The organism is Tatumella sp. JGM130 (genome assembly GCF_018257525.1).
GTDB classification, from domain to species: Bacteria; Pseudomonadota; Gammaproteobacteria; order Enterobacterales; family Enterobacteriaceae; genus Tatumella; species Tatumella punctata.
Genome location: NZ_JAERJS010000005.1, coordinates 1 through 25083, shown reverse-complemented (window position 1 = coordinate 25083; position 25083 = coordinate 1). Strand labels below are relative to the sequence as shown.

Genomic DNA, 25083 nt, shown 5'->3' with positions numbered 1-25083 from the left:
ATGAAAGGCCGTCTGCTCGACGCTATCCCGCTGAATACCCTGACCGGCGTCGGTGCCAGCCAGGCTGCTAAGCTGGCAAAACTCGGCTTGCATAATCTGCAGGATCTGTTGCTCCACCTGCCGGTACGCTATGAAGATCGTACCCGTCTCTACCGGATTAATGACCTGCTGCCAGGTCTTTATGCCACCGTCGAAGGCGAGGTACTTTCCAGCGAAGTCTCCTTCGGTCGCCGTCGTATGCTGGTCTGCCAAATCAGTGATGGCAGCGGTATTCTGACCCTGCGTTTCTTCAATTTTAATGCCGGAATGAAAAATAATCTGGCCAGCGGTAGCCATGTAGTGGCCTATGGAGAAATTAAGCGCGGGCAGCGTGGTGCGGAAATTATCCATCCGGAATACCGTATCACCGGACAACAACATCACACCGAATTACAGGAAACCCTGACGCCGGTATACCCGGCCACCGAAGGGATACGCCAGGCAACACTGCGTAAACTGACGGATCAGGCTTTGCAACTGCTGGACAGCTGCCCGATCACTGAATTACTGCCCGCAGAACTGAGCCGCGGCATGATGTCTCTGCCCGCAGCATTAAAAGTATTACACCGTCCGCCGCCAGAGATGCAGCTCTCCGAGCTGGAACAAGGCAAACACCCGGCTCAGCAACGGCTGATCACCGAAGAACTGCTGGCCCATAACCTGAGCATGCTGGCAGTACGGGCAGGTGCTCAGCGCTATCATGCATTACCGGTTCCCGCCAGTCAGCCTGTAACCCACCAGTTCCTCGCCAGCTTGCCCTTTACCCCGACGGCAGCCCAGCAGCGGGTGAGCAAGGAAATTGAACAGGACCTGGCGCGGGATTACCCCATGCTGCGTCTGGTACAGGGTGATGTCGGATCAGGGAAAACCCTGGTTGCGGCACTGGCGGCACTGCAGGTTATCGCCAGTGGCCATCAGGTTGCACTGATGGCGCCGACAGAGCTGCTGGCAGAACAACATGCCACCAACTTTCGCCAGTGGCTGGCCCCGCTGGGGATTAACGTCGGCTGGCTGGCCGGAAAGCAAAAAGGCAAAGCCCGTCAGGCACAACAGGAAGCCATCGCCCGTGGCGAGGTATCGATGATTGTCGGTACCCATGCCCTGTTTCAGGAACAGGTTATTTTCAGTTCTCTGGCACTGGTTATTATTGACGAACAGCATCGCTTCGGCGTTCATCAGCGGCTGGCACTGCGCGAAAAAGGCGAACAGCAGGGGTTTCACCCACATCAGCTGATTATGACCGCTACCCCGATTCCGCGGACCCTGGCAATGACCGCCTATGCCGACCTGGATACCTCCACCATTGATGAGTTGCCTCCGGGCCGTACCCCGGTCTCGACAGTGGCTATTCCGGATACCCGCCGCGAAGAGATTATCCGTCGTGTCGAACAGGCATGTCAGCAGGGACGTCAGGCCTACTGGGTATGTACGCTGATTGAAGAATCTGATCAACTGGAAGCTCAGGCCGCCGAAGCAACCTGTCAGGAGCTGCAACTGGCACTGCCTGAGATGAAAATCGGCCTGGTACACGGCCGAATGAAACCTGCCGAAAAACAGGCTGTCATGCAGCAGTTCAAAGAAAATCAGCTACAGCTACTGGTTGCCACCACCGTTATTGAGGTGGGTGTCGATGTACCTAATGCCAGCCTGATGATTATCGAAAACCCGGAACGACTGGGCCTGGCACAGCTCCACCAGCTAAGAGGTCGTGTCGGCCGTGGTGCCGTCGCATCACACTGTGTTCTGTTGTATAAAGCGCCCCTCAGTAAAACCGCCCGCAAACGGTTACAGGTATTACGTGACAGTAATGACGGCTTCGTGATTGCCCAGCATGACCTGGAAATACGCGGCCCCGGTGAGTTGCTGGGTACCCGCCAGACCGGTAATGCCGGGTTTAAAGTTGCCGATTTACTGCGTGATCAGGCGATGATTCCGGCGATACAACGTATCGCCCGTCACCTTCACCAGAAATATCCGCAACAGTCGGCCGCATTAATTGAACGCTGGCTGCCGGCCACCGAACGTTTTAGCCATGCCTGATTTTTTCTGCCTTCGTCCGGCAAACGTTTGCTTTTAGGCGGCAGATAATTAAAATCGCTGTTTTTTCTGCCACCGGGAAAGGTTTCATGTCCGCCGACGCTCCGCATTACCGTCAATCCAGCGTATCTTCACGCAGTGAACTGGTTTATCGCCTTGATGACCGCCCCCCTCTGCCTCAGGCACTGTTCGCGGCACTCCAGCATCTGCTGGCGATGTTTGTCGCCGTGATTACCCCGGCATTATTAATTTGCCAGGCGCTGGGGCTGCCCCCTGAGGATACCCGGCATATTATCAGTATGTCGTTATTCGCTTCCGGCGTTGCTTCTGTCTTACAGATCAAGACCTGGGGTCCGGTAGGCTCAGGCCTGTTATCTATTCAGGGCACCAGCTTTAATTTTGTTTCTCCGTTGATCATGGGCGGGCTGGCCCTGAAACAGGGCGGGGCAGACATTAGCAGTATGATGGCAGCCTTATTTGGTACCCTGATGCTGGCATCCTGCACCGAAATGCTGTTATCCCGTATCCTGCCTTATGCCCGGCGGGTGATCACCCCGCTGGTTTCGGGCATTGTGGTCATGATCATCGGGCTGTCACTGATTCAGGTCGGGCTGACCTCTATCGGAGGTGGTTTCAGCGCTCTGAATAACCATACCTTCGGGGCACCGAAAAATCTGTTACTGGCCGGGGCAGTCCTGCTGACAATCATTTTGCTCAACCGCCAGAAAAACCCGTACCTGCGCATTGCCTCACTGGTGATCGCGATGGCAGTAGGGTATCTGCTGGCCTGGTGCCTGAATATGTTACCGGCAAGCGCACCGCAGGCCGACGCGCCGTTACTTATGGTGCCGACACCTTTCTATTACGGGCTGGGCATTGACTGGAACCTGCTACTGCCTTTAATGCTGGTCTTTATGGTGACCTCGCTGGAAACCATCGGTGATATCACAGCAACTTCCGATGTCTCAGAACAGCCGGTCAGCGGCCCGGTCTATATGAAACGTCTGAAAGGTGGTGTACTGGCCAACGGACTGAACTCCTGTGTCTCTGCCCTGTTTAATACCTTCCCGAACTCCTGTTTCGGACAAAATAACGGGGTTATTCAGCTGACCGGAGTTGCCAGCCGCTATGTCGGGTTTTTAGTCGCTCTGCTGCTGATCCTGCTGGGGTTATTTCCGGCCGTCAGCGGAATCGTACAACATATTCCTGAACCGGTACTCGGCGGAGCAACTCTGGTGATGTTTGGCACCATTGCCGCTTCCGGGGTACGTATTGTGGCAAGACAGGCTATCGACCGTCGCGCGATTATGATCATTGCTATTTCCCTGGCCGTCGGGCTCGGTGTCTCTCAGCAACCGTTAATTCTGCAATTTGCTCCGGAATGGTTAAAAACATTACTTTCTTCCGGAATTGCCGCCGGTGGCCTGACCGCCATTATCCTTAACCTGATTTTTCCGGAAACCGGACGGGATGCATAGTTTCCGGCCTGCCCCCTCACCGGGAGGCAGGCTGCTTTCTTTTAATGCTCATTTCTTTTAACGCTTATCCGGCGATTTATCGGCTTTTTTGACAGTAACCGGCATCTTCAACATTGAGGTCTGAGCGAAATTCAGGCATAACAGGCAGTAGCTTATTTTCAGGACTCAGGACTGACATAATGAAATTTATTGGAAAATTTTTCCTGATACTGCTGCTTATCCTTTTGCTGTTAGTGATTGCTGCCTGGTTCGCCCTGAAAAGTACCTGGGGAGCAGGTACGCTGAGCCGCTGGATCAGTGACGATACTGCTTATCACCTGTCTATCGGCAGAATACGGCACTCTCTCAGTTCACCACTGGTCGTTACCCTCGACGATTTTACCTTCGGGAACGATGGTCAGCCAGCCATGGTGGTCGCCGGGAAAGTGACGCTCGGCCTTTCTTTACTGCAGTTCAGCGATCCGTCACATTTTGACAGTCTGACCCTGACTGACGGTGAAATTGATCTGGCCAATATCCGTCCCGGCACAGCATTCCCGTTGCAGGCCAACCGCTTATCCCTGAACAATATCAGTATTGTGCAGCCTGATGATACCCCTGGTTTTCAGGCCAGCCAGACCTCTGCAGATATTACGCCGTGGAAACCTGACCCGGCTCATATGCTGGGCAGTGATTACCGTTTTCGCGCAGGTATCGGCCGGCTGACACTGGGGCAGCAGCAGCTGACTGCCATTGATGCGACGGGAAGCGTTACCCCGCAGCAAATTAACCTGCAGACGATAAGCGGCAGCGCAGAACGCGGAACCTTTTCCGGTTCAATGACCCGCGAAGAGGGCCACTGGCAAATCCGGCAGCTGTCCCTGGAGAATACCCGCTTTCAGACACAGCAGACACTGCCTGACTTTCTGGCACCACTGGTACAACATAATATCCGCCCGCGGCAGATTTCGGTGAACCACGCCACTATTGTCGGCCCTGACTGGGCAGTGACCGATTTCACTCTGCAACTCAGTAATCCGGCGATACCGCAAAATAATCTGCTGACAGAAAACGGCACACTCTCCCTGCAGGCAAACGAGTTCGTCTGGCGGGACTACGCGCTGACCCGTCCACAGGCTGAGCTGGAAGCGACCCCGCAGGGGCTGAAGATCAATAAATTCAGTACCCATTGGGTAAACGGAACAGTGACCGCTGACGGTGAATGGCTGAAGGATACCCGGCAACTGGCACTGAATAACCTGTCATTTAACGGGCTGGAATACACCCTGCCTCAGGACTGGCGTCAGTTCTGGTTGTCTCCCCTGCCGGAATGGCTCGACTCTGTCATGCTGCATAAGCTGACTATCGATAACTCGCTGATCATTGATATCAATCCGGCTTTCCCGTTTCAGATGACGGCATTACATGCCACGGGAAATCAGTTACTGCTGGCGCGTCAGCATCAGTGGGGGATCTGGTCAGGGGACAGTGAATGGCAGGCCGCAGAAGCGACCTTTAACCGCCGGGATCTCCGCGCCCCCTGGCTGAAGCTGCATGCGGACGGGCAGAAAATCAGTGTCAGCGATATCAAAATGCTGGCCGATAAGGGGCCGGTGATCGGCAATGCTGAAATTTCTCAGCTGCCTTCACGTGATTTCAGCCTCAGCCTGCGGGGTCAGGCGGTACCGGTGAGTATGTTTACTGACTGGGGATGGCCGGTAACCGGCGAGCCGGGGAAAGGTGATATTACGTTCAATGCCCGCGGCAGCTTACAGGCTGATCTTCCGTTGCGTCCGTCCGTCAGCGGCTCACTGCGGGTAACCACCGCAACCGGCAGTCAGCAGTACGATATGTCTGCAGGAAAAAATCAGTAACCCCTCCCTCAGCCCGCTTACCGCCCTGCGGTGACCGGGCTGAGGGCGTTACTCACTTCCTGAGCCACCCTGCTCCAGTGTCAGTAACGGATCTGCCGGTAATACAATATAGACTCCCTCAAACACCGCCCCGGTAACATCATCGCCCTGTAACAAGACATCCAGCCTGACCCTGGCTTTTCTGCCACGGGCCAGCCGGTCTAAATCGCCACATAACGACCCTAAATCAGCCACCGCCGCCGGACGGCCGGTAATCGGTTTTTTATAGCGGATATGGGCATCTGCCAGAATAATATTTCCCCCCAGGTGACGCTCGCGCAGCAATAGCCAGATCAGCCCCCAGCCGGTTAAAGTCGCCAGCGAGAACAGACTACCGGCAAACAGGGTATGGTGGGGATTCTGGTTGCCGGCTTCCGGCATCGTGGTCATAAACCGCTGCCCTGTATACTGCTGGATCCTGACCCCCATTTTGTCGCTCAGGGGAATATGGTCATACCATGCCTGCTGTAACTGTCCGCACCAGTCCGCCCGGTGCAAAATATCATCCATGGAGACCATCGGTTTAATCATCAGAAAGTGGCGTACCGGTGTGGTGCGGGCCGCCATAATTTCGCCCTGATTGATATACCCCAGTTTGGCAAAAAACTCGATGGCATCTTCCCGCGCACTGCAGGTCACTCGTTTTACGCCCTCCTGGCGGGCGACAGATTCCAGCGTCATAATCAGCAAGGTACCGAGTCCTTTCCCCCTGAGGGCCGGGTCTACCGCAATAAAGCGTATTGATGCTTCATAATCCCCGTTGATATACAGCCGTCCGACGGCCACCGGATTATTCTGTTCATCCACCACCATCTGATGATGGGCAGTAGCATCCCAGGCTTCTCTTTCTGAGCCTTCGGGTTGTTGCAGGGGCTTACGCAGCATTTCCCAGCGAAACCGGAAATAACGTTCCAGTTCCAGTGCTGTCCGGGGTACACGCAAATGATACATCAACCGATCCTCCCTGTGGCCTGACGACGATAGCGAGGCTGCCGTCGCCAGCAACTCACCTATACCTGTAGCCAGAATGTCACCGGCCCGTCGTTAACCAGACTGACCTGCATATCTGCCGCAAAGCGGCCGTTTTCAGTATTCACCCCCTGCTGGCGACAGTGGTCACTAAAATAATGATATAACTCACGGGCCTGATCCGGCGCCGCCCCTCCGGAGAATGACGGCCGCATCCCTTTCCGGGTATCTGCGGCCAGGGTAAATTGCGATACCACCAGCAGACTACCGCCGGCCTGTTGCAGGTTAAGATTCATTTTTCCCTGTGGATCACTGAATACCCGATACCCCAGCACCCGTTCAGCTAAACGCCGGGCTTTTGCCTGGTCATCATCTTTCTCCACGGCCAGTAAGACCAGTAATCCTGCGGCTATTTGTCCGGTAATTTCACCGTCGACGGTGACACTGGCGCGGGTAACCCGCTGAATTAACGCAATCATGAAACCTCTGACTCTTGTTGCGGAGCATGTTTAAGCTGCCGGTAATGTTCAATGGATACAGTAATCTCAGCGCCCAGCAATACAATGCACCAGGTCCAGTAGACCCAGAGAAATAAGATAGGTATCACCGCCAGGACCCCGTAAATCATCTGATATGACGGGAACATGGTGACATACAGCGAAAACGCTTTTTTTCCGGCTTCAAATAACATGCCGGCGACCGCCGCCCCCGCCAGCGCATCCCGTGATGCCACCTGTCGGGTGGGAACGATACTGTACAGCAGCCAGAAAGCCAGCACCGACAGTAATAACGGGAACAACCTTAATGCCGGTTCCAGAAAATGGGTGACACCGCTGTCATTCAGCCATCGGGCAGAAAACAGCAGGGAACTGATCGCCAGACTAGCCCCGGCCAGTAACGGCCCCAGAGTCAGTACCATCCAGTAAACTGCAAAAGAAAAGACCAGCGGACGTTGTTTCGGGCTGCGCCAGATAGTATTCAGTGCACTGTCAATCGAGTGTATTAACAGTAATGCCGTTACGATCAACCCGATAGCGCCGACTGCCGTCATCCGGTTGACATTGGAAACGAAGCGTTCGAGATAGTCTTCGACAACCGTCCCCGCTGCCGGGACAAAATTATTGAAAATAAAGTGTTTCAGCTGCACGCTGATCTCTGAAAATACCGGAAAGGCGGCAAATAAAGCAAACACTACTGTGGCTAAAGGGACCAGCGCCAGCAGTGAGACAAATGTCAGGTTACCGGCATGTACCGTCATATTGTCTTCATCGATTCTGCGCCAGAGCACCGCCAGCCAGCTTATGGCTGATTTTAAACATCGTTTCATCGTTTTCAGCTCCCTGCACAACACCGCTACAGCAGCCGGTGGCGGTCATTCAGCATTACACCCCAGGAGCAGCAAACCACTGGCGGATACTCTCCGGTCCGCTGACCAGTACACTGTGGATCCCCGCCTGACGTGCCGCATCAATATTGGCCTGGTTATCATCAAAGAACACTGCATCCATGGCCGCGAAACCTTCTTTTTCCAGCACCGTCTGATAAATAGCCGCCTCCGGCTTACGCATTTTTAGCTGCTGAGAAAGATAAACTGCATCGGCAGCCTGCTCAATTTGCGGATACTGTTGCGGCCAGAACGTACAGTGCAGGTTATTGGTATTGGATAAAATAACCACCCGGTGTCCGGCAGCCCGCAGGGCATGCATCTGTGCCAGCGTATCGTCGCGGACACCGGCAAAAATCGCCTGCCAGCCTTCCGTAAACTGGGCATAGCTGAGATTGACTCCCAGAGTCTTGCACAACGCGTCGGCAAACTGCTGGTCGGATATCTCACCGCGCTCATGCTGTTCAAAAGCCTGATCAAAGGTAAAACGCTGTTGCAACTGAGCTAATGGCACGCCACTTAAGTGGCTCCAGACGCCCAGAACACGATTAAAATCAATATCAACGATGACATTTCCCAAATCAAAGATATAGAGCATAGTCGCCTCCCTGGTCGTGAGTGGTGTATTCACTGTAGCGGCAAATCGTCCGGGTTAACAGGGCAGTCAGCAGGGAAAAAGTGCCCCGCCGGCACTAACCGCCAGCCGGCGGTGCTGATAACTCTTTTGGCTCCCATAAAAAAAGAGGCTGCAACACCAGGTTGCAGCCTCTTTTATCCGTAAGACGGATCACTGTGACACAGGCCGGTTAAGACTCTTTACCGCCACGTGATGCACGTTTACGATCGTTCTCAGTCAGATGACGTTTACGGATACGTACTGAAGTCGGAGTAACTTCAACCAGTTCGTCATCATCGATGAATTCCAGCGCCTGCTCCAGCGACATTTTGATCGCCGGTACCAGGGTAGTGGCTTCATCAGTACCGGAAGCACGCATGTTGGTCAGTTTTTTACCGGTCAGGCAGTTCACGGTCAGGTCGTTTGAACGTGAGTGAATACCGATGATCTGGCCTTCATAAACTTCAGCACCGTGACCCAGGAACAGCTTACCGCGGTCCTGCAGGCTGTACAGTGCGAACGCAACCGCTTTACCCTGACCGTTAGAGATCAGTACACCGTTCTGGCGCTGACCTACTTCACCCTGACGCAGATCACCGTAGTGGCTGAACGTTGAGTACAGCAGACCGGTACCTGAAGTCATGGTCATGAATTCGTTACGGAAACCAATCAGACCACGGCTTGGGATTTCATAGTCCAGACGCACACGACCTTTACCATCCGGGTCCATGTTTTTCAGGTCGCCTTTACGCTCACCCATCGCCTGCATTACCGAACCCTGATGGGTTTCTTCGATATCCAGGGTCACGTTCTCGTAAGGTTCCTGTTTACGTCCGTCGATTTCACGGAAGATAACTTTCGGACGAGATACCGCCAGTTCGAAACCTTCACGACGCATGTTTTCGATCAGTACTGACAGGTGCAGTTCACCACGACCGGAAACACGGAAAGCATCGGCATCTTCAGTTTCTTCAACGCGCAGCGCAACGTTGTGAACCAGTTCTTTCTTCAGACGATCAAGGATCTGACGTGAAGTCACGTATTTACCTTCTTTACCACAGAATGGTGAGGTATTTACGCAGAAGAACATGCTGACGGTAGGTTCATCGACAGTCAGTGCTGGCAGAGCTTCGACATTCTGTGGATCACAGATAGTGTCGGAGATGTTCAGTTCGCCCAGACCGGTAATCGCAATAATGTCACCGGCTTCTGCTTCGGTGCTTTCGATACGCTCAAGACCCAGGTGGCCCAGAACTTTACCGACTTTACCGTTACGGGTTTTACCTTCAGCATCAATCACCGTCACCTGCTGGTTCGGTTTGACTTTACCGCGTTTGATACGGCCAATCCCGATAACACCCAGGTAATTGTTATAATCCAGCTGAGAAACCTGCATCTGTAACGAACCATTCAGGTCAACGTTTGGCGCAGGGACATGCTTAACGATAGCTTCATACAGTGGCGTCATATCTTCAGCCATCTCTGCATGGTCATCGCCAGCAATTCCCTGGATAGCCGATGCATAAATGATCGGGAAATCCAGTTGTTCGTCGGTCGCATCCAGGTTAACGAACAGGTCAAAGACCTGGTCAACAACCCAGTCAGGACGCGCGCCCGGACGGTCAATTTTGTTAATAACCACAATGGGCTTCAGACCGTGAGCAAATGCTTTCTTGGTCACGAAGCGCGTCTGTGGCATCGGGCCATCAATCGCATCCACTACCAGCAGAACAGAGTCTACCATCGACATGACGCGCTCAACTTCTCCGCCGAAGTCGGCGTGTCCCGGCGTATCAACGATGTTGATCCGATAGTCATTCCACTTAATTGCAGTGTTTTTCGCGAGGATGGTAATCCCACGCTCTTTCTCCAAATCGTTGGAGTCCATCACACGTTCAGTTGCTTCAGTACGGGCATCAAAAGTACCAGACTGTTGTAACAGCTTGTCAACCAGGGTCGTTTTTCCATGGTCAACGTGCGCGATGATGGCGATATTACGCAAATTTTCGATCACAGCTTTGCCTCAGGCATTAGAAATAGCGCGCTATTGTACACGGATTAGTCGAAAGACTGAATATGTTCACAGTATTCGTTGAAACTTTCTCAGTGACTTTTTGTTATAGGTGATTATCGAAGCGGACAACGTTCATTTTTAGTGCAAATGTCGCCCGTGTTTTATAGGTTGCACTATAATAGTGCACACCGGCGGCCGGCAATGGATCATAATGGTGCAGTGAGCCATCGCGGTGCATCGCAGAAACCGGACAGGAAACCCGTCAGTACACCGTTTTACGAAAAAATATAAAGTTGGCACAGTTTTCGCTTTGTATTTCGCAGGCAAAAGACAACGATTTCAAAATAGCTGGAACGACTGTCTGGAACATTGTTCAGGAAAAGCACGGCGCCTCGTGATCTCTTCCCGGGACAGGTTCTCTACCACGACAACAATGAATATTGCAGGAGAGTTGAGTATGTCCGTTGAACACGTTCTCTCATTGATGAACGAACACGAAGTTAAGTTTGTTGATCTGCGTTTTACTGACAGTAAAGGCAAAGAGCAGCATGTCACCATCCCTGCTCATCAGGTTAACGAAGACTTCTTTGAAGAAGGCAAAATGTTCGATGGTTCATCCATCGGCGGCTGGAAAGGGATTAACGAATCAGACATGGTGCTGATGCCGGATGCGACTACCGCTGTCCTGGACCCGTTCTTCGAAGATCCGACCCTGATCATTCGTTGTGATATCCTGGAACCCGGCACTCTGCAAGGCTACGATCGCGACCCGCGCTCTATTGCTAAACGCGCCGAAGACTTCCTGCGTTCTTCCGGTATTGCCGACACCGTACTGTTCGGACCTGAGCCAGAGTTTTTCCTGTTTGATGACGTACGTTTCGGTGCCACCATGTCCGGTTCTCACGTGGCTATCGATGATATCGAAGCCGCATGGAACACCGGCAAAGCCTACGAAGGCGGTAACAAAGGTCACCGTCCGGGCGTTAAAGGCGGCTACTTCCCGGTACCTCCGGTCGATTCAGCCCAGGATATCCGTTCAGCCATGTGTCTGACCATGGAACAAATGGGTCTGGTTGTCGAAGCTCATCACCATGAAGTGGCCACCGCAGGCCAGAATGAAGTGGCAACCCGCTTCAACACCATGGTGAAAAAAGCTGACGAAATTCAGATTTATAAGTATGTGGTACATAACGTAGCGCACGCTTACGGCAAGACTGCCACCTTTATGCCAAAACCAATGTTTGGTGATAACGGTTCAGGTATGCACTGCCATATGTCACTGTCTAAAGACGGTAACAACCTGTTCTCCGGCGACAAATACGGCGGCCTGTCTGAAACTGCCCTGTTCTATATCGGCGGTATCATCAAGCATGCGAAAGCAATTAACGCCCTGACCAACCCGACCACCAACTCGTACAAACGTCTGGTTCCGGGTTATGAAGCACCGGTCATGCTGGCATACTCTGCCCGTAACCGTTCTGCATCAATTCGTATTCCTGTGGTTGCCAGCCCGAAAGCACGTCGTATCGAAGCCCGTTTCCCGGATCCGGCAGCAAACCCATACCTGGCCTTCTCCGCACTGCTGATGGCCGGCCTGGACGGAATCATCAACAAAATCCATCCTGGCGATGCGATGGATAAGAACCTGTATGATCTGCCTCCGGAAGAAGAAGCTGAAATTCCAAAGGTTGCCGGCTCTCTGGAAGAAGCACTGAATGCACTGAACGAAGACCGCAGCTTCCTGACCCGTGGTGGTGTTTTCACTGATGATACTATCGATGCTTACATTGCACTGCGCAAAGAAGATGATGACCGCGTACGCATGACGCCGCATCCGGTAGAATTCGAACTTTACTACAGCGTTTAATCTCTCTTGTAGTGTTGTTGCCGTGGAAAATATTAGCCCATCTCCGGATGGGCTTTTTTCTCCGCCAATTCAGCAGTAAACGCACTCTCCGCGGCAGTGACCGCCGCTGTAGTCACTTTTTATTGTCCGGAAATAATCATTAATACCCGCCAGACTATAGGTCAGAATACGATAAAATAAAGGGTTTTAGCGGCTGAATACGGAGAAGAACACATGATAACCAACACACCGCCCGATGCCGTGCAGATACTCAACTCTCTCATCAACAGTGTGTTAGTGGTCGATAGCCATCTGGTGATCCATTACGCGAACCCGGCAGCCCAGCAGTTGCTGGCGCAGAGTTCCCGTAAACTGTTCGGCACTCCGCTTCCGGACCTGACCGGCTACTTCTCCTTAAATATTGAGGTGATGCTCGACAGCCTGAAACAAGGCCTCGGTTTTACGGACAGCGAAGTCACGATTGTGGTTGATGGCCGGGCACATATCATGTCTCTGACCGCCCAGCAGTATCCGGGCGAGAAAATTCTGCTGGAAATGGCACCGATGGATAACCAGCGCCGTCTTAGCCAGGAGCAAATACAGCATGCACAACAGGTTGCTGCCCGTGACCTGGTGCGCGGACTGGCCCATGAAATTAAAAATCCGCTTGGCGGATTGCGCGGTGCCGCTCAGCTACTCTCGCGGGCGCTGCCGGACCCGTCGTTAAACGAATACACCAAAGTTATTATTGAACAGGCCGACCGGTTACGTAATCTGGTCGACCGGCTGCTCGGCCCGCAGCAACCGGGAATGCATGTCACCCAGAGCATACACCAGGTTGCTGAGCGTATTGTTAACCTGGTCTCCATGGAGTTACCGGATAACGTTTCGCTGGTCAGGGACTATGATCCGAGTTTACCGGAGCTGGCCCATGACCCGGACCAGATTGAACAGGTGCTGCTGAACGTGGTGCGTAATGCCCTGCAGGCCTTAGGCGAACAGGGCGGGACTATTACCCTGCGAACCCGTACTGCGTTTCAGCTGACCCTGCACGGTGTGCGTTACCGGCTGGTAGCCCGTATTGATATCGAAGATGACGGGCCGGGGATCCCCCAGCAACTGCAGGACACATTGTTTTACCCCATGGTGAGTGGACGTGAAGGAGGCACCGGTCTTGGATTATCCATTGCCCGCAGCCTGATAGATCAACACTCAGGAAAAATAGAATTTAACAGTTGGCCGGGACATACCGAATTTTCGATATTCCTGCCGATTCGCCAGTGAGGTTTCCATGCAACGAGGGATAGTCTGGATCGTCGATGACGATAGCTCCATCCGCTGGGTGCTTGAACGAGCGCTCACTGGAGCCGGTTTAAGTTGTACAACGTTTGAAAACGGTGATGAAGTACTGGATGCGCTGGCCACCAAAACGCCGGATGTCTTACTGTCCGATATCCGGATGCCGGGTATGGACGGGCTGGCGTTACTGAAACAAATTAAAAAACGCCATCCGATGCTGCCGGTCATCATAATGACCGCCCATTCGGACCTGGACGCGGCAGTCAGCGCTTATCAGCAAGGGGCTTTCGATTACCTGCCGAAACCCTTTGATATCGACGAAGCGGTGGCTCTGGTCGAACGGGCCATCAGCCATTATCAGGAACAGCAGCAGCCGCGTAATCAGCCGGTCAGCGGGCCGACAACGGATATTATCGGTGAAGCACCGGCAATGCAGGATGTGTTCCGTATTATCGGCCGCCTGTCCCGTTCGTCTATCAGTGTGCTGATTAACGGAGAATCCGGGACCGGTAAAGAACTGGTGGCACATGCCCTGCACCGCCACAGCCCGCGGGCAAAGTCACCCTTTATCGCGCTGAATATGGCCGCTATCCCCAAAGACTTAATCGAATCTGAACTGTTCGGCCATGAAAAGGGCGCTTTTACCGGGGCAAATGCCGTGCGCCAGGGACGTTTCGAACAGGCCGATGGCGGCACTCTGTTTTTAGATGAAATCGGTGATATGCCCCTTGATGTCCAGACCCGTTTACTGCGGGTGCTGGCCGACGGACAGTTTTACCGTGTCGGTGGCTACGCCCCGGTAAAAGTCGATGTGCGGATTATTGCGGCAACCCACCAGAATCTGGAACTGCGGGTGCAGGAAGGTAAATTCCGTGAAGACCTGTTCCACCGTCTGAATGTTATCCGTATCCACCTGCCCCCGCTCCGTGAACGCCGGGAAGATATTCCGCGGCTGGCACACTACTTTCTGCAGGTTGCAGCACGGGAACTCGGGGTGGAAACCAAAATCCTGCATCCGGAAACGGAAGCAGCCCTGACACGGCTGCACTGGTCAGGTAACGTCAGACAGCTGGAGAATACCTGTCGCTGGCTGACAGTGATGGCCGCAGGTCAGGAAGTACTGATACAGGACCTGCCGCCGGAGCTGTTCGAAACCAGCCCGCCGGATACACCGCTACAGGCTTCTCCGGACAGTTGGGCAACGTTACTGGCCCAGTGGGCGGACAGGGCTCTGCGTTCCGGTCATCAAAACCTGTTATCTGAAGCCCAGCCGGAAATGGAACGGACATTACTGACCACAGCTCTGCGCTATACCCAGGGACATAAGCAGGAAGCAGCCAGACTACTGGGCTGGGGGAGGAACACCCTTACCCGCAAACTGAAAGAGCTGGGCATGGAATAGCGTCCGCCCTCTGAGCCTGCAGGCACTGTCTGCAGGCTGTTTGGTTAAATCACCCGCGAATATTGCTGCTGGCGGACTCTGGTGCGCAGATAACGGTCGAAACACATACAAATATTGCGGATCAGTAAACGTCCGCGGGCCGTCACCCGCAGTTCGCGCTGCGACAGAGTAACCAGTCCGTCCTCAATAAACGGGGCCAGTAATTGCAGGTCTTCGGCGAAATAGTCTTCAAATACAATGCCCCACTGCTGCTCTGTCTGGCTGAAATTCAGGGTGAACTGGCAAATCAGTGCCTTAATGACGTCACGACGCAGGCAATCATCGCTACTGAGGCTGATACCCCGCCACAGGGCATTTCCCTGCGAGGCCACACGCTGGTGCCACTGGTTCAGGACTTTCTCGTTCTGCGCATAACTGTCGCCGATCATACTGATCGCAGACACCCCCATTCCCAGCAGATCTGTATCACCACAGGTGGTGTATCCCTGAAAATTCCGGTGCAGTACCCCGTTTCTCTGGGCTACCGCCAGTTCATCCTCCGGTAATGCAAAATGGTCCATACCAATAAACTGGTAACCGCCGGTGGTCAGGGTGTGGATAGTTTCCTGCAGAATAGCCAGCTTCTGCGCTGCATCCGGCAGGTCAGCACGGTGAATTTTACGCTGAGCAGCAAACAGTTCCGGCATATGGGCGTAATTAAACACGCTCAGGCGGTCGGGACGGAGTTCCAGTACCTTCTGTAAGGTAAACGCAAAACTGTCTGAGGTTTGCTTAGGCAGCCCGTAAATCAGGTCAATATTTCCCGACACAAACCCCAGAGCCCGTGCCCGGTCCATCAGTGCAAAAATAAAGGCTTCATCCTGCTCACGATTCACCAGCCGCTGGACCTGTTTATTAAAATCCTGCACCCCCATACTCAGCCGGTTAAAACCTTCGTCTTTAAGGTGATCGAGGACATCAAGCTCTATCTCCCGCGGGTCCAGTTCCAGCGACATCTCAGCCGAAGGGGAAAAGGTAAACTGCTGCCTTAACACGGCCATCAGCCGTGATATCTGTCGGGGGGTCAGAAATGTCGGTGTTCCGCCGCCCCAGTGCATCTGGGTGACAAGACGGTTTCTGAACAACGGTGCCCTGCTGCGGATTTCTGTTTCCAGACTATCGAGGTATTGGTCAGCTTTATGCGTCTGCCGGGTTACCTGTTTATTACAGCCACAGAAATAACAGAGCCGGTGGCAGAACGGAATATGGATATACAAGGACAGCGGGCGTTGCGGATAACGCTCAACAGCCTGCAGAAAGTGTTGTCCGGTAAAGTGCTGATCGAATTCCAGTGCTGTCGGATAAGACGTGTAGCGAGGGCCGGAGTAATTATATTTTTCGATGAGTGACTGATCCCACTCAATGCGTGGTAAAGACATATTCACTCCTTTCGATGACGGGGTCTGAAAGAAGCTCGCGTAGCGCCGGATAGCGGAGAAAGTTGCCTGCGGCCTAACCGCGATTTCAATCGGGACAGGCGACGTAGTTTACCCAATAACAACAGGATAAAACACGCATACAGCAGCGCAAAAATTGATCCCGGCCAAAACATAATGAAATATTCCAGGTTCGGACACAGGTAACGCCCTGTGTCCGGTCAGCACTCTTAGTTGCCCTTAAGTAAGCGGTACATATCTTCTTCCGCTTCCGGATCTTCTGCTGCGCTGCCATCGTCCAGATCAATACCCAGTTTTTCCATCAATACTTCGATGCGATCCAGAGTACTGTCCAGCCATGCCTGATCGTCTGTCGCCAGCTTTTCACCGTTTTCCAGCCGGTCGAGCAGCGCATCGAGGCGCGGGTTATTTTCCAGAGCGTCCAGCTCATCACGGGCACTCAGTGCCGGTGCAGCTTCACGGGGTTTGAGTGCCGGCTTTGCAGCAACCGGCCCTGCTGCCACTAACGGCACCGGCGTTTTACTGCCCAGACGCGGATCAGCGGCTTGTTTACCGCTGCGTTTACCTGCGCTCTGCTGCGCATCAGGGTTGCTGCGGTTACCCGATGACAGACCTTTACGTTTTTTCTGACGCTGGCGGTCACGGCCTTCCATATTCAGTTCAGCACGTGTTTTACGTTTATCGGCGGACTTACCCCGGGGGGATTTGGCGGGTTGTTTCATGGTGTTCAGTCTCAACTGTTTTTCTTTAGTATAGAATTGCGGCGAAATCTAGCAGAAACCAGCACAAGAAAAAAGCGACAGCTATCGCTGTCGCTCATTTCTGACTTTCTGCATAACAGAAAGCTGTGTATCTCACGTCCGGGTAAGATACTTATCTTATCCATCAGAGGTATTTCGTCCCGCTGCCTGTTCCGTGGCAGGTTGTGCCCGTCATCCGTTCCCTGAGCGATGAAGTCCCTGAGTCTCGTCCTGAGTGAGAAGTAATGTAGTCGATCTCTGAGATTCTGCAATCAGCAAACTATAATTCTGTCTGTCAGATCATATTTCCCTGATGATCTTTAAAATAAATTCACCTATCCCTGTGATGATTTCAGTAATGACTGACACAGCTAACCGCCGATCTGTTGCCGACTGTACCCGGTTCAGGGTACAGGCACTTTCCTGCTATAACAGGTATACTGCGGTTATTATCCTGAATTAATGATGCGGAGTTCGACCTTGTCTGGATGGAATTATCACGTTACCCATTTTGTTACCAGTGCCCCTGATATCCGCCACTTACCCACCGACAGTGGTGTGGAAGTGGCTTTTGCCGGACGTTCAAATGCCGGAAAATCAAGCGCATTAAACACCTTAACTAACCAGAAATCGCTGGCACGTACCAGTAAAACACCGGGCCGGACCCAGTTAATCAACCTGTTTGAAGTTGCCGACGGCATCCGGCTGGTCGACCTGCCCGGCTATGGTTACGCCGAAGTTCCGGAAGAGATGAAACTCAAATGGCAGCGCGCTTTAGCCGAGTATCTGCAAAAACGTGATTCCCTGAAAGGGCTGGTGGTTTTAATGGATATTCGTCATCCGATGAAAGAGCTCGATCAGCAAATGGTACAGTGGGCGGTCACCAGCCATATTCCGGTACTGGTGTTACTGACCAAAGCCGATAAGCTGGCATCGGGTGCCAGAAAAAAACAACTGAACCTGGTACGCGAACTGAGCCAGAAATTCGATGGGGATGTACAGATTGAGTTATTCTCCTCGCTGAAGAAATTAGGCGTCGATAAATTAACTCAGAAACTGGATAACTGGTTCAGTACGTATTCTATTACTGCCGAAGGTTTTGAAGAAAGTTAATCTTTCCCTGACGGTATTATCCGGATATTTCCGCAATAATTATTCCAATAAAAAACGCCCCGTTCACCTGAGTGAACGGGGCGGCTAATATTCAGCCAAATCCGATTACGTGAAGTAAAAGGTCTGAAAGATAGAACATCTTACCTCTGTACCCTACATCAGAAAATGTACCTGATTTTTTCAGACCAAGAAAGCATTTTCTCGGTGATTTCGGTGTTTTATTTCAAGGTAAATCACAAAAAAACATTAAGACACTTGTAACTATTCAGAATTAATGCATGCCTGTTATAAAAACAATACTTTCCGGTAATTCAGATTAAAAAACTTTAAAAAATAATACTTTATCTTTTTTTTTCCCGCTGACAGCACTCAATATCTATAGATGAGTGTGAATGGTAAGTTTATAACACAATGAAAAAAAACGAATTATTTCAAATGATCGGGTAAAAAATCCGTTAGCCACAAATTTATCAGTACAGAGTAAATTTTCGGTTTCGCGAGGAATTAAACACCTGAGGTTCATAAACATTAAACAGTAAAAAAAGTAACAATAAATTAACTTTATTGTTTATTACTGTCATTTTTACTGTATAGTGCAGCCCGTTTCCGGCACAGAAACAGTCTCTGCACGGCGGCTCCGGAACAGAAAAATATTATTAAAATCCTATAGTACGGGGTTATCTGCTCTATGCCCGCAGGCTGTTGTCATCAGATTTTTTGTGGACCATATCTAAAATTTGAATAATTCAATTATTCTCAGCACGATATTCCAAAACAATTAACGGCCTGACTCATACAGTAAAACTCCCGATATTTAATAAGAATAACTATCATGACCAAATATAACGCAGTGCGCAGCCCCCTGAAAAAAAACATGCTATTAAGCCTGATTATTCTGGGTGCATCGGCTTATCCGGCAATCAGTTCTGCCGCTGATGCCTTCAGTGCGGCATCACCATGGATGTTTGGTGACTGGGGCGGAACCCGCTCGCAACTGAAGCAGGAAGGTGTGGATTTCCAGGTCAACTACACCATGGAATCGGCATCTAATCTGGCAGGTGGCTATCACACGGCAACCACTGCCCGTTACAGTGACCAATGGGGTTTTGGCGTTAACCTCGACCTGCAGAAACTGCTTAACTGGAATGATGCAGAATTCCAGATGACCATCACCAATCGTGACGGTAAAAATCTGTCAGACCAGATAGGCGATCCGCGCACTGGTATGTTGTCTTCCGTTCAGGAAGTCTATGGCCGCGGACAGACGTGGCGCCTTACTCAGTTCTGGTTACGTAAAGGATTTTTTGATCATATGCTGGATGTCAAAGCAGGTCGTCTGACCGTGGCTGAAGACTTCGACACTATTGACAGTAAGTTCCAGAACCTGGCATTCGGCAATGGCCAGGCAGGTAACTGGCGCGGTGACCACTGGTATAACTGGCCCGTATCACAGTGGGGTGGCCGCGTTAAACTGAATATCACCCCTGCGGTATTTATGCAGGTCGGTTTCTACAACCAGAACCCGTATAACTATGATCGCGGAGATGGCTTCCGCCTGGAATTCAGCCCGACGGTGGGTAATCTCGTGCCGGTGGAACTCGGCTGGACCCCGAAACTGGGCGCAGATAACCTGCCGGGTAATTACCGTCTGGGTTATTACTACTCTTCAGCCAATGACAATGTCTATGGTTCATGGCGTAACGCAGGCTACCATGATACGGCACATGCCTATGGCGGCTATCTGGTGGCGCAACAACAACTGACCAGCTGGCACGGCAGCGTTAACCGTGGCCTTACCCTGACGGTTCAGGCCGTGATGAATGACCATAAAACGTCTAAAACAGATAATTACCAGGCGATTGCGTTAACCTGGAAAGGGCCGTTTGATGCCCGTCCGGAAGATGAAATTGGTGTCGGTGCGGCGCGTATTCATGTCAACTCCAGCTACACCCGGATGTTACGCGATGAAAACCACTTTTATGGTGTAAACAGCTATAACAGCCCGACCTATCTGCCGGTACAAAGCGGTGCGGAATATGACTATGAAGTCTATTACAACGTCCAGGCCACCCGCTGGTTACAGGTTCGTCCGAATCTGCAGCTCGTCACCGCGCCCGGCGCCGTCAGCCGGGTGAAAAATGCCTTTGTTGGCGGTCTGAGCGCGAATATTAACTTCTGATCCTGCCCCGCGAAAGGCTGCCTGCGCAGCCTTTCCTTATGATATTTTCCCGTCCCCCATTACACTGACTTTCCGATAAACTATCCTGTTGTATCAGGCAGAGCCGTTGTGCTGACCGATAAACATGATGATCAGACGTCAGAATGACCCGATGGAGGCCCGGTAGTGAACTCAGCCAATCACAGAGTCCGGATAGTGGATGCCCAGACACTATCTGATGACTGGTACTTACTGAAAAAATATACTTTTGATTTTCAACGTCATGATGGTTCCTGGCAGCGATTACATCGCGAAGCTTACGATCACGGTGACGGTGCAGCGCTGCTGTTATATAACCGTCAGCGGAAATCCGTGATCCTGACCCGGCAGTTCAGGCTTCCGGCCTTTATCAACGGCAGCGATGGTATGTTAATTGAAGTCGCGGCAGGATTGCTGGAAGGTGAACATCCCGAAGAGCGGGTCCGTAAAGAAGCCGAAGAAGAAACCGGCTACCGGATCAACAATATCGAAAAAGTGTTTGAAGCATGGATGAGCCCGGGATCGGTCACCGAAAAATTACACCTGTTTATCGCGGAATATCATCCCGGAGATCAGGTCAGTGACGGAGGCGGACTGCCTGAGGAAGGCGAAGACCTTGAAGTGCTGGAAATGTCTTTCAGCGACGCATTAGCCGCAATGCAGTGCGGGTCAATTAATGACGCTAAAACAATTATGCTGCTGCAATATGCGGCCCTGAACAAACTGATGTAACTACTTCTGACTGCCGGAAGAATCATTACCGGCAGTCAGAAAGCCCGCGATTACACCAGCACTGTTTTCAGCAAATGATCAGCCAGCCGTAAGGTTAACGCGGCCCCGGTCAGGGTCGGGTTCATACAGGATGCTGAAGGCATAACACTGGTCCCGGCAATATAGAGATTCGGGTGGTCATGCGTCCGGCAATCGGCATTAACCACCGAAGTTGCCGGGTCATCGCCCATAATAGTGGTGCCCATTATGTGCTGACGGTCCTGATAACCCGTATCAATTTTCAGTATCTTCCCGCCAAGTAACTGTGCAAAATTGGCAAAGTCTTTTAGCCCTTCTTCCTTACCCGCCTGCCAGTAATCCGTAACACTGTAGGATATTTCAGGTAACGGGATACCGATGGCATCCGTTTTGCTCTTACTCGGGACCACCCGGTTTTGCGCCAGTGGCAGTGTCTCAAAATCTATCGCAAAGTTCAGCGAGCGGGCTGACAGGGTGCGTAGCTGTTCATCCAGTTCACTCCCCAGTACGCCTTTACTGAGCAACTCTGAGGCATAATCAGCCGTCGGTACGGTATTACGGACTTTGATTTTGTAACTCGGGAATTTTTTCCTGAACTCGCCATCCCGATGGTTCAGGTAGACCAGCAGCTCAGTCGGCCCCTGACCCGGCCACACATCCTCTGCCATCATAAAGTTCATACTGATACCCGTATGCCCCATCAGATTACGCCCCACCTGATCGGAAGAGTTAGCAATACCATTGGGGTATTTTTCTGAGGTCGACATCAGTAATAATTTAGGCGATTCAATGCCATAAGCTGCCACAATAAACAGGTCTGCGCTCAGAGAATGCTCAGAAGCATCGGGTTTTTTATACCAGATACGGGTAATTCTGCCCTGCTCATCGGCCTCTATTTTATAGACCACCGAGTTATCCAGCAGGGTTGCCCCCAGCCGTTCCGCCTGGTCAATATGCATAGACCCGTCATATTTGGCCCCGATCGGACAGACCGGATTACAGTTGTTGTTCCCGGCACATACCGGGCGGTTGCCCCACGGCCGGGTTGCCCGGCCATTAGGCTCCAGTACCGGGTGGTAGCCACCCTTACCTAATAGCTCACTCAGCCGGTCAAACATATAACTGGTTGGCAGACCTGGCATCGGGAAAGGCCTGGAACGCGGTGGCCAGGCATGCCCGCCATGGCCACTTTCATCCTGCCCGTCGACCCCGGAAACACCCAGTGCATATTCGGCTGCACAATACCACGGTTCCAGTTCATCATAGTCGAGTGGCCAGTCCCGGCCGTGACCATACAGGCTCTGTAATTTAAAATCGTTCGGGATCATCCGCCATAATGCCGAGCCAAAATGCCAGGTGGTGCCGCCCACCACCCGCAGATATTTAGTCGGGTATTTTACCGGCCCCATCTGCTGTAAGTAGTCTCCGTAAGTCGATGGGACATAAGGCAAATCGGGATACGGCGACCCGACCCCCTGCAGCTTCATATTGGTCAGAGACATTTTAAACGGCGAATTCCGGAACCGGTCGACAATCTGCTGGCGGGTCACCCGCGGACCGGCTTCAACAATAATCACCGATTTTCCGGCACCAGACAGCTGCGTCGCCAGCAGCCCTCCCATCACACCGGAACCAATAATAATGACATCTGCATCTTTTTTATTCTGACTCATACGGCCGGCCCCTGGTATGCGGGTTTATTATCAACAGCGGCCCAGGAAAGCGGGCCACTGCCATAGGTTGGCACCACAAGAATGCCGCGGGCAGGCAGATACATCATCGCTTCTGCATACGCGATAAGCTCCGGTTTGTCGTTACTTCCGACCACCCCGGTATACCAGGCAGAAATGATCTGCGCTGCCGCCTGCCGCAGATCCGACCCGACGGGATTATGCTGCAAAAACGGGTCAATATTCCGGTATTTTCCCGGCTGGATATCCTGCTGCAACAGTGCCAGCTTCCGGGGAAACTGATCATCATGGCGATGTAGCGCATCGTAATAACGCGCAGCCAGTAGCGGGTTTACCCGGCGGTTAACCAGAAATTCGGACAGCGGAATAAATCCGCTGTCATGTAACTCAGCCGCGGCAGCGCGTACCGCAGGAAATAACGAACCACACAACCCCGCCACCGACAAAATCCCCATTCCCTGTAGCAGGCGGCGGCGGGAGATAGCCGATGGATGATTATTTACGGACATGTTTCCCCCTTCTGCGTAATGCACTCACGATCAGCAGCAGAATCAGCACCAGAATAACGGCCCCCGCCGTCAGTATCGCCGGATGAGACAGGTAAGCAATCGCCGGTGTTGGGCCGCCTTCACGCAGGGTTTTCACCTGGTCAGCAGTGACTGTCAGTGCCGCGTTACCGTAATTTTTCAGAACGTAATTGGCCACCGCAGCGATCTGCTGATCAGTCAGCCGGTCGGCAAAAGAGGCGGCGGGGCCAAAGGCAGGCATTGCCACATACTGATCACCCGTATGACGGCGGACACCGAACAATATGGTGGCAACCAGGTTGTCCGGCTGTGCCGCTCCGGTCGCACTGTTATGAAATAACGACGGGTAAAACTGGCTGCCTTCACCATTCGCCTGGTGACAGTTAGCACAGCTGTTGCTGAATATCTGCCACCCGGCATCCGGATGCTCAGTAGCACGCAGTGCAGCTTCACTGTCAGAAGCTGCCCCCTGAGTAAAGCGAGACGTGAGAGCAGTTGCCGTGGAAGGCGGCACCTGACGCAGCCAGAGAACTATCGCCCGTAAATCCTCATCACTCAGATACTGCAGGCTGTTTTCAATAGCTTCCGCCATTGGCCCGGCGGCCTGTGCTTTACCCGCGACATGTCCGGTTTTCAGATACTGAACCAGTTCGTCATCGGTCCAGCTGCCGATACCGGCGGTCTTATCAGAGGTGATATTCGGCGCATACCAGCTGCCCACCTGTCCGCCGGATAAGGCCTGATCATTTTTCTGCCCCATCAGGAAGTTACGTGGTGTATGGCAGGCATCACAGTGCGCCAGCCCGTTGACCAGATAATTACCGCGATTCAGCTGTGCTGATTGCCGGCTGTCCGGTGTAAAAGGCTGGCCACCGGCAAACAGCATATTCCATATGGCCATACTGCTGCGGATGGAAAACGGGAAAGGCAGTTTTGTTGCCGGTACGGCAATATTCACCGCAGGAACATCATGCATAAAGTACTGATACAGCGCATGAATATCACTATTCGTCAGTTTACTGTAGGCGGTATAGGGCATTGCCGGATAGAGGTGGTCACCGCGGGCGTTAATCCCCTGACGCACCGCCCTGGCAAACTGGGCTTCCGTATAATGGCCGATCCCGTCGGTTACTGAAGGGGTAATATTACTGGCAATAATGTTCCCCATCGGCGAGGCAATCGCATAGCCTCCGGCCATCGGTGCTCCGTCATGGGGTGAGTTATGGCAGGCTCCGCAATCAGCGGCCACGGATAAATATTTTCCCTGCTCAATTATCGACGATGCCGGAGGATGGTCAGCGGCCTGCACCCCTGCCCCCGAAAACACCGAGAACCCGATAATTAAAGCCAGACTGGTTGGTCTCACTTTTATACTCCTGCTCATTGCTTCAGTTATTTATCACCACACCTGCCCGGGGTTTCCGCACACTGCCGGACACCACAAACAGAAAATTAAAAAAATTTAAGGTATTGTTATCTAATAAAATTAACTGGATTTTTGAGTTATTATTTAAAAAACAGTAACGAGACCAGCCCTGCCGCAATCAGCGGGCCAACCGGAACACCTTTAAAAAAAGGTTCATCGCGTTTTACCGGGGAACGCTGCTTTTATCTTCAGGAAGAAGTATTCATTATCCCGGTATCCATATGCCA

Annotated in this window: 19 protein-coding genes; 9 read left to right on the top strand and 10 right to left on the bottom strand. The window is 52.3% G+C overall.

Going from position 1 to position 25083, the window contains the following annotated elements:
• The 3 genes from recG (at position 1) to JK211_RS03520 (ending at position 5407) form a co-directional block, all read left to right on the top strand.
• Entirely contained in the window at positions 1 to 2079 is a 2079-nt protein-coding gene (gene recG / locus JK211_RS03530) for an ATP-dependent DNA helicase RecG (protein WP_212707300.1), read from the top strand.
• A gap of 86 nt (positions 2080 to 2165) precedes the next feature.
• On the top strand, positions 2166 to 3554 hold the full coding sequence (locus JK211_RS03525) for an NCS2 family protein (RefSeq protein WP_212707299.1): 1389 nt from the start codon (positions 2166 to 2168) through the stop codon (positions 3552 to 3554).
• A 179-nt stretch (positions 3555 to 3733) separates the two neighbouring features.
• A complete protein-coding gene (locus JK211_RS03520) occupies positions 3734 to 5407 on the top strand; it encodes an AsmA family protein (RefSeq protein ID WP_212707298.1) in 1674 nt (557 codons plus the stop codon).
• A gap of 48 nt (positions 5408 to 5455) precedes the next feature.
• Here JK211_RS03520 and fabY read toward each other — a convergent pair whose 3' ends face one another.
• The 5 genes from fabY to typA form a co-directional block, all read right to left on the bottom strand.
• Positions 5456 to 6397, bottom strand: a complete 942-nt coding sequence (gene fabY / locus JK211_RS03515) for a bifunctional GNAT family N-acetyltransferase/hotdog fold thioesterase (RefSeq protein WP_212707297.1) — start codon at positions 6395 to 6397, stop codon at positions 5456 to 5458.
• Positions 6398 to 6456: 59 nt separating this feature from the next.
• Positions 6457 to 6894, bottom strand: coding sequence for a D-aminoacyl-tRNA deacylase (gene dtd, locus JK211_RS03510; protein WP_212707296.1), 438 nt, complete (start codon positions 6892 to 6894; stop codon positions 6457 to 6459).
• Entirely contained in the window at positions 6891 to 7742 is an 852-nt protein-coding gene (locus tag JK211_RS03505; RefSeq protein ID WP_212707295.1) for a virulence factor BrkB family protein, read from the bottom strand. Before JK211_RS03505 ends, dtd begins: the two co-directional genes overlap by 4 nt.
• A 55-nt stretch (positions 7743 to 7797) precedes the next feature.
• On the bottom strand, positions 7798 to 8397 hold the full coding sequence (gene yihX / locus JK211_RS03500) for a glucose-1-phosphatase (protein WP_212707294.1): 600 nt from the start codon (positions 8395 to 8397) through the stop codon (positions 7798 to 7800).
• A gap of 208 nt (positions 8398 to 8605) precedes the next feature.
• Positions 8606 to 10429, bottom strand: a complete 1824-nt coding sequence (gene typA, locus JK211_RS03495; RefSeq protein ID WP_212707293.1) for a ribosome-dependent GTPase TypA — start codon at positions 10427 to 10429, stop codon at positions 8606 to 8608.
• Between the two features lie 457 nt (positions 10430 to 10886).
• On the opposite strand from typA, the gene glnA reads away from it, so the two are divergent.
• The 3 genes from glnA (at position 10887) to glnG (ending at position 14976) form a co-directional block, all read left to right on the top strand.
• Positions 10887 to 12296 (top strand): glutamate--ammonia ligase, encoded by a 1410-nt coding sequence (gene glnA / locus JK211_RS03490; RefSeq protein ID WP_212707292.1) that lies wholly within the window; start codon positions 10887 to 10889, stop codon positions 12294 to 12296.
• 213 nt (positions 12297 to 12509) lie between these two features.
• Entirely contained in the window at positions 12510 to 13559 is a 1050-nt protein-coding gene (glnL, locus tag JK211_RS03485; protein ID WP_212707291.1) for a nitrogen regulation protein NR(II), read from the top strand.
• 7 nt (positions 13560 to 13566) lie between these two features.
• Entirely contained in the window at positions 13567 to 14976 is a 1410-nt protein-coding gene (gene glnG, locus JK211_RS03480; protein ID WP_212707290.1) for a nitrogen regulation protein NR(I), read from the top strand.
• Between the two features lie 44 nt (positions 14977 to 15020).
• Here glnG and hemN read toward each other — a convergent pair whose 3' ends face one another.
• Both hemN and yihI read right to left on the bottom strand, forming a co-directional pair.
• The gene (gene hemN, locus JK211_RS03475; protein ID WP_212707289.1) at positions 15021 to 16394 is read right to left on the bottom strand and encodes an oxygen-independent coproporphyrinogen III oxidase; all 1374 of its coding nucleotides are present in this window, start codon (positions 16392 to 16394) and stop codon (positions 15021 to 15023) included.
• A gap of 227 nt (positions 16395 to 16621) precedes the next feature.
• Positions 16622 to 17134, bottom strand: coding sequence for a Der GTPase-activating protein YihI (yihI, locus tag JK211_RS03470; protein WP_212707420.1), 513 nt, complete (start codon positions 17132 to 17134; stop codon positions 16622 to 16624).
• Positions 17135 to 17632: 498 nt separating this feature from the next.
• Between yihI and yihA the strand changes: the two genes are divergently transcribed.
• From yihA to JK211_RS03455, 3 genes are all read left to right on the top strand, one after another.
• Positions 17633 to 18265 carry a ribosome biogenesis GTP-binding protein YihA/YsxC gene (yihA, locus tag JK211_RS03465; protein ID WP_212707288.1) on the top strand — a complete coding sequence of 211 codons (633 nt, stop codon included), beginning with the start codon at positions 17633 to 17635 and terminating at the stop codon, positions 18263 to 18265.
• Positions 18266 to 19139: 874 nt separating this feature from the next.
• Positions 19140 to 20444: a carbohydrate porin gene (locus JK211_RS03460; protein WP_249213752.1), complete on the top strand. Its 1305-nt coding sequence runs from the start codon at positions 19140 to 19142 to the stop codon at positions 20442 to 20444.
• Positions 20445 to 20609: 165 nt separating this feature from the next.
• Positions 20610 to 21194, top strand: a complete 585-nt coding sequence (locus tag JK211_RS03455; RefSeq protein ID WP_212707286.1) for an NUDIX domain-containing protein — start codon at positions 20610 to 20612, stop codon at positions 21192 to 21194.
• 50 nt (positions 21195 to 21244) lie between these two features.
• Here JK211_RS03455 and JK211_RS03450 read toward each other — a convergent pair whose 3' ends face one another.
• Genes JK211_RS03450 through JK211_RS03440 form a run of 3 tightly spaced genes read right to left on the bottom strand, consistent with a single transcriptional unit; the run spans position 21245 to position 24814 of the window.
• Positions 21245 to 22885 carry a GMC family oxidoreductase gene (locus JK211_RS03450; RefSeq protein ID WP_212707285.1) on the bottom strand — a complete coding sequence of 547 codons (1641 nt, stop codon included), beginning with the start codon at positions 22883 to 22885 and terminating at the stop codon, positions 21245 to 21247.
• Complete coding sequence (locus JK211_RS03445; protein WP_212707284.1) at positions 22882 to 23412, bottom strand: sugar dehydrogenase complex small subunit; 531 nt, start codon at positions 23410 to 23412, stop codon at positions 22882 to 22884. The genes JK211_RS03450 and JK211_RS03445 overlap by 4 nt, the downstream gene beginning before the upstream one ends.
• Positions 23399 to 24814 (bottom strand): c-type cytochrome, encoded by a 1416-nt coding sequence (locus JK211_RS03440; protein ID WP_212707283.1) that lies wholly within the window; start codon positions 24812 to 24814, stop codon positions 23399 to 23401. The genes JK211_RS03445 and JK211_RS03440 overlap by 14 nt, the downstream gene beginning before the upstream one ends.
• Positions 24815 to 25083: the final 269 nt, after the last annotated feature.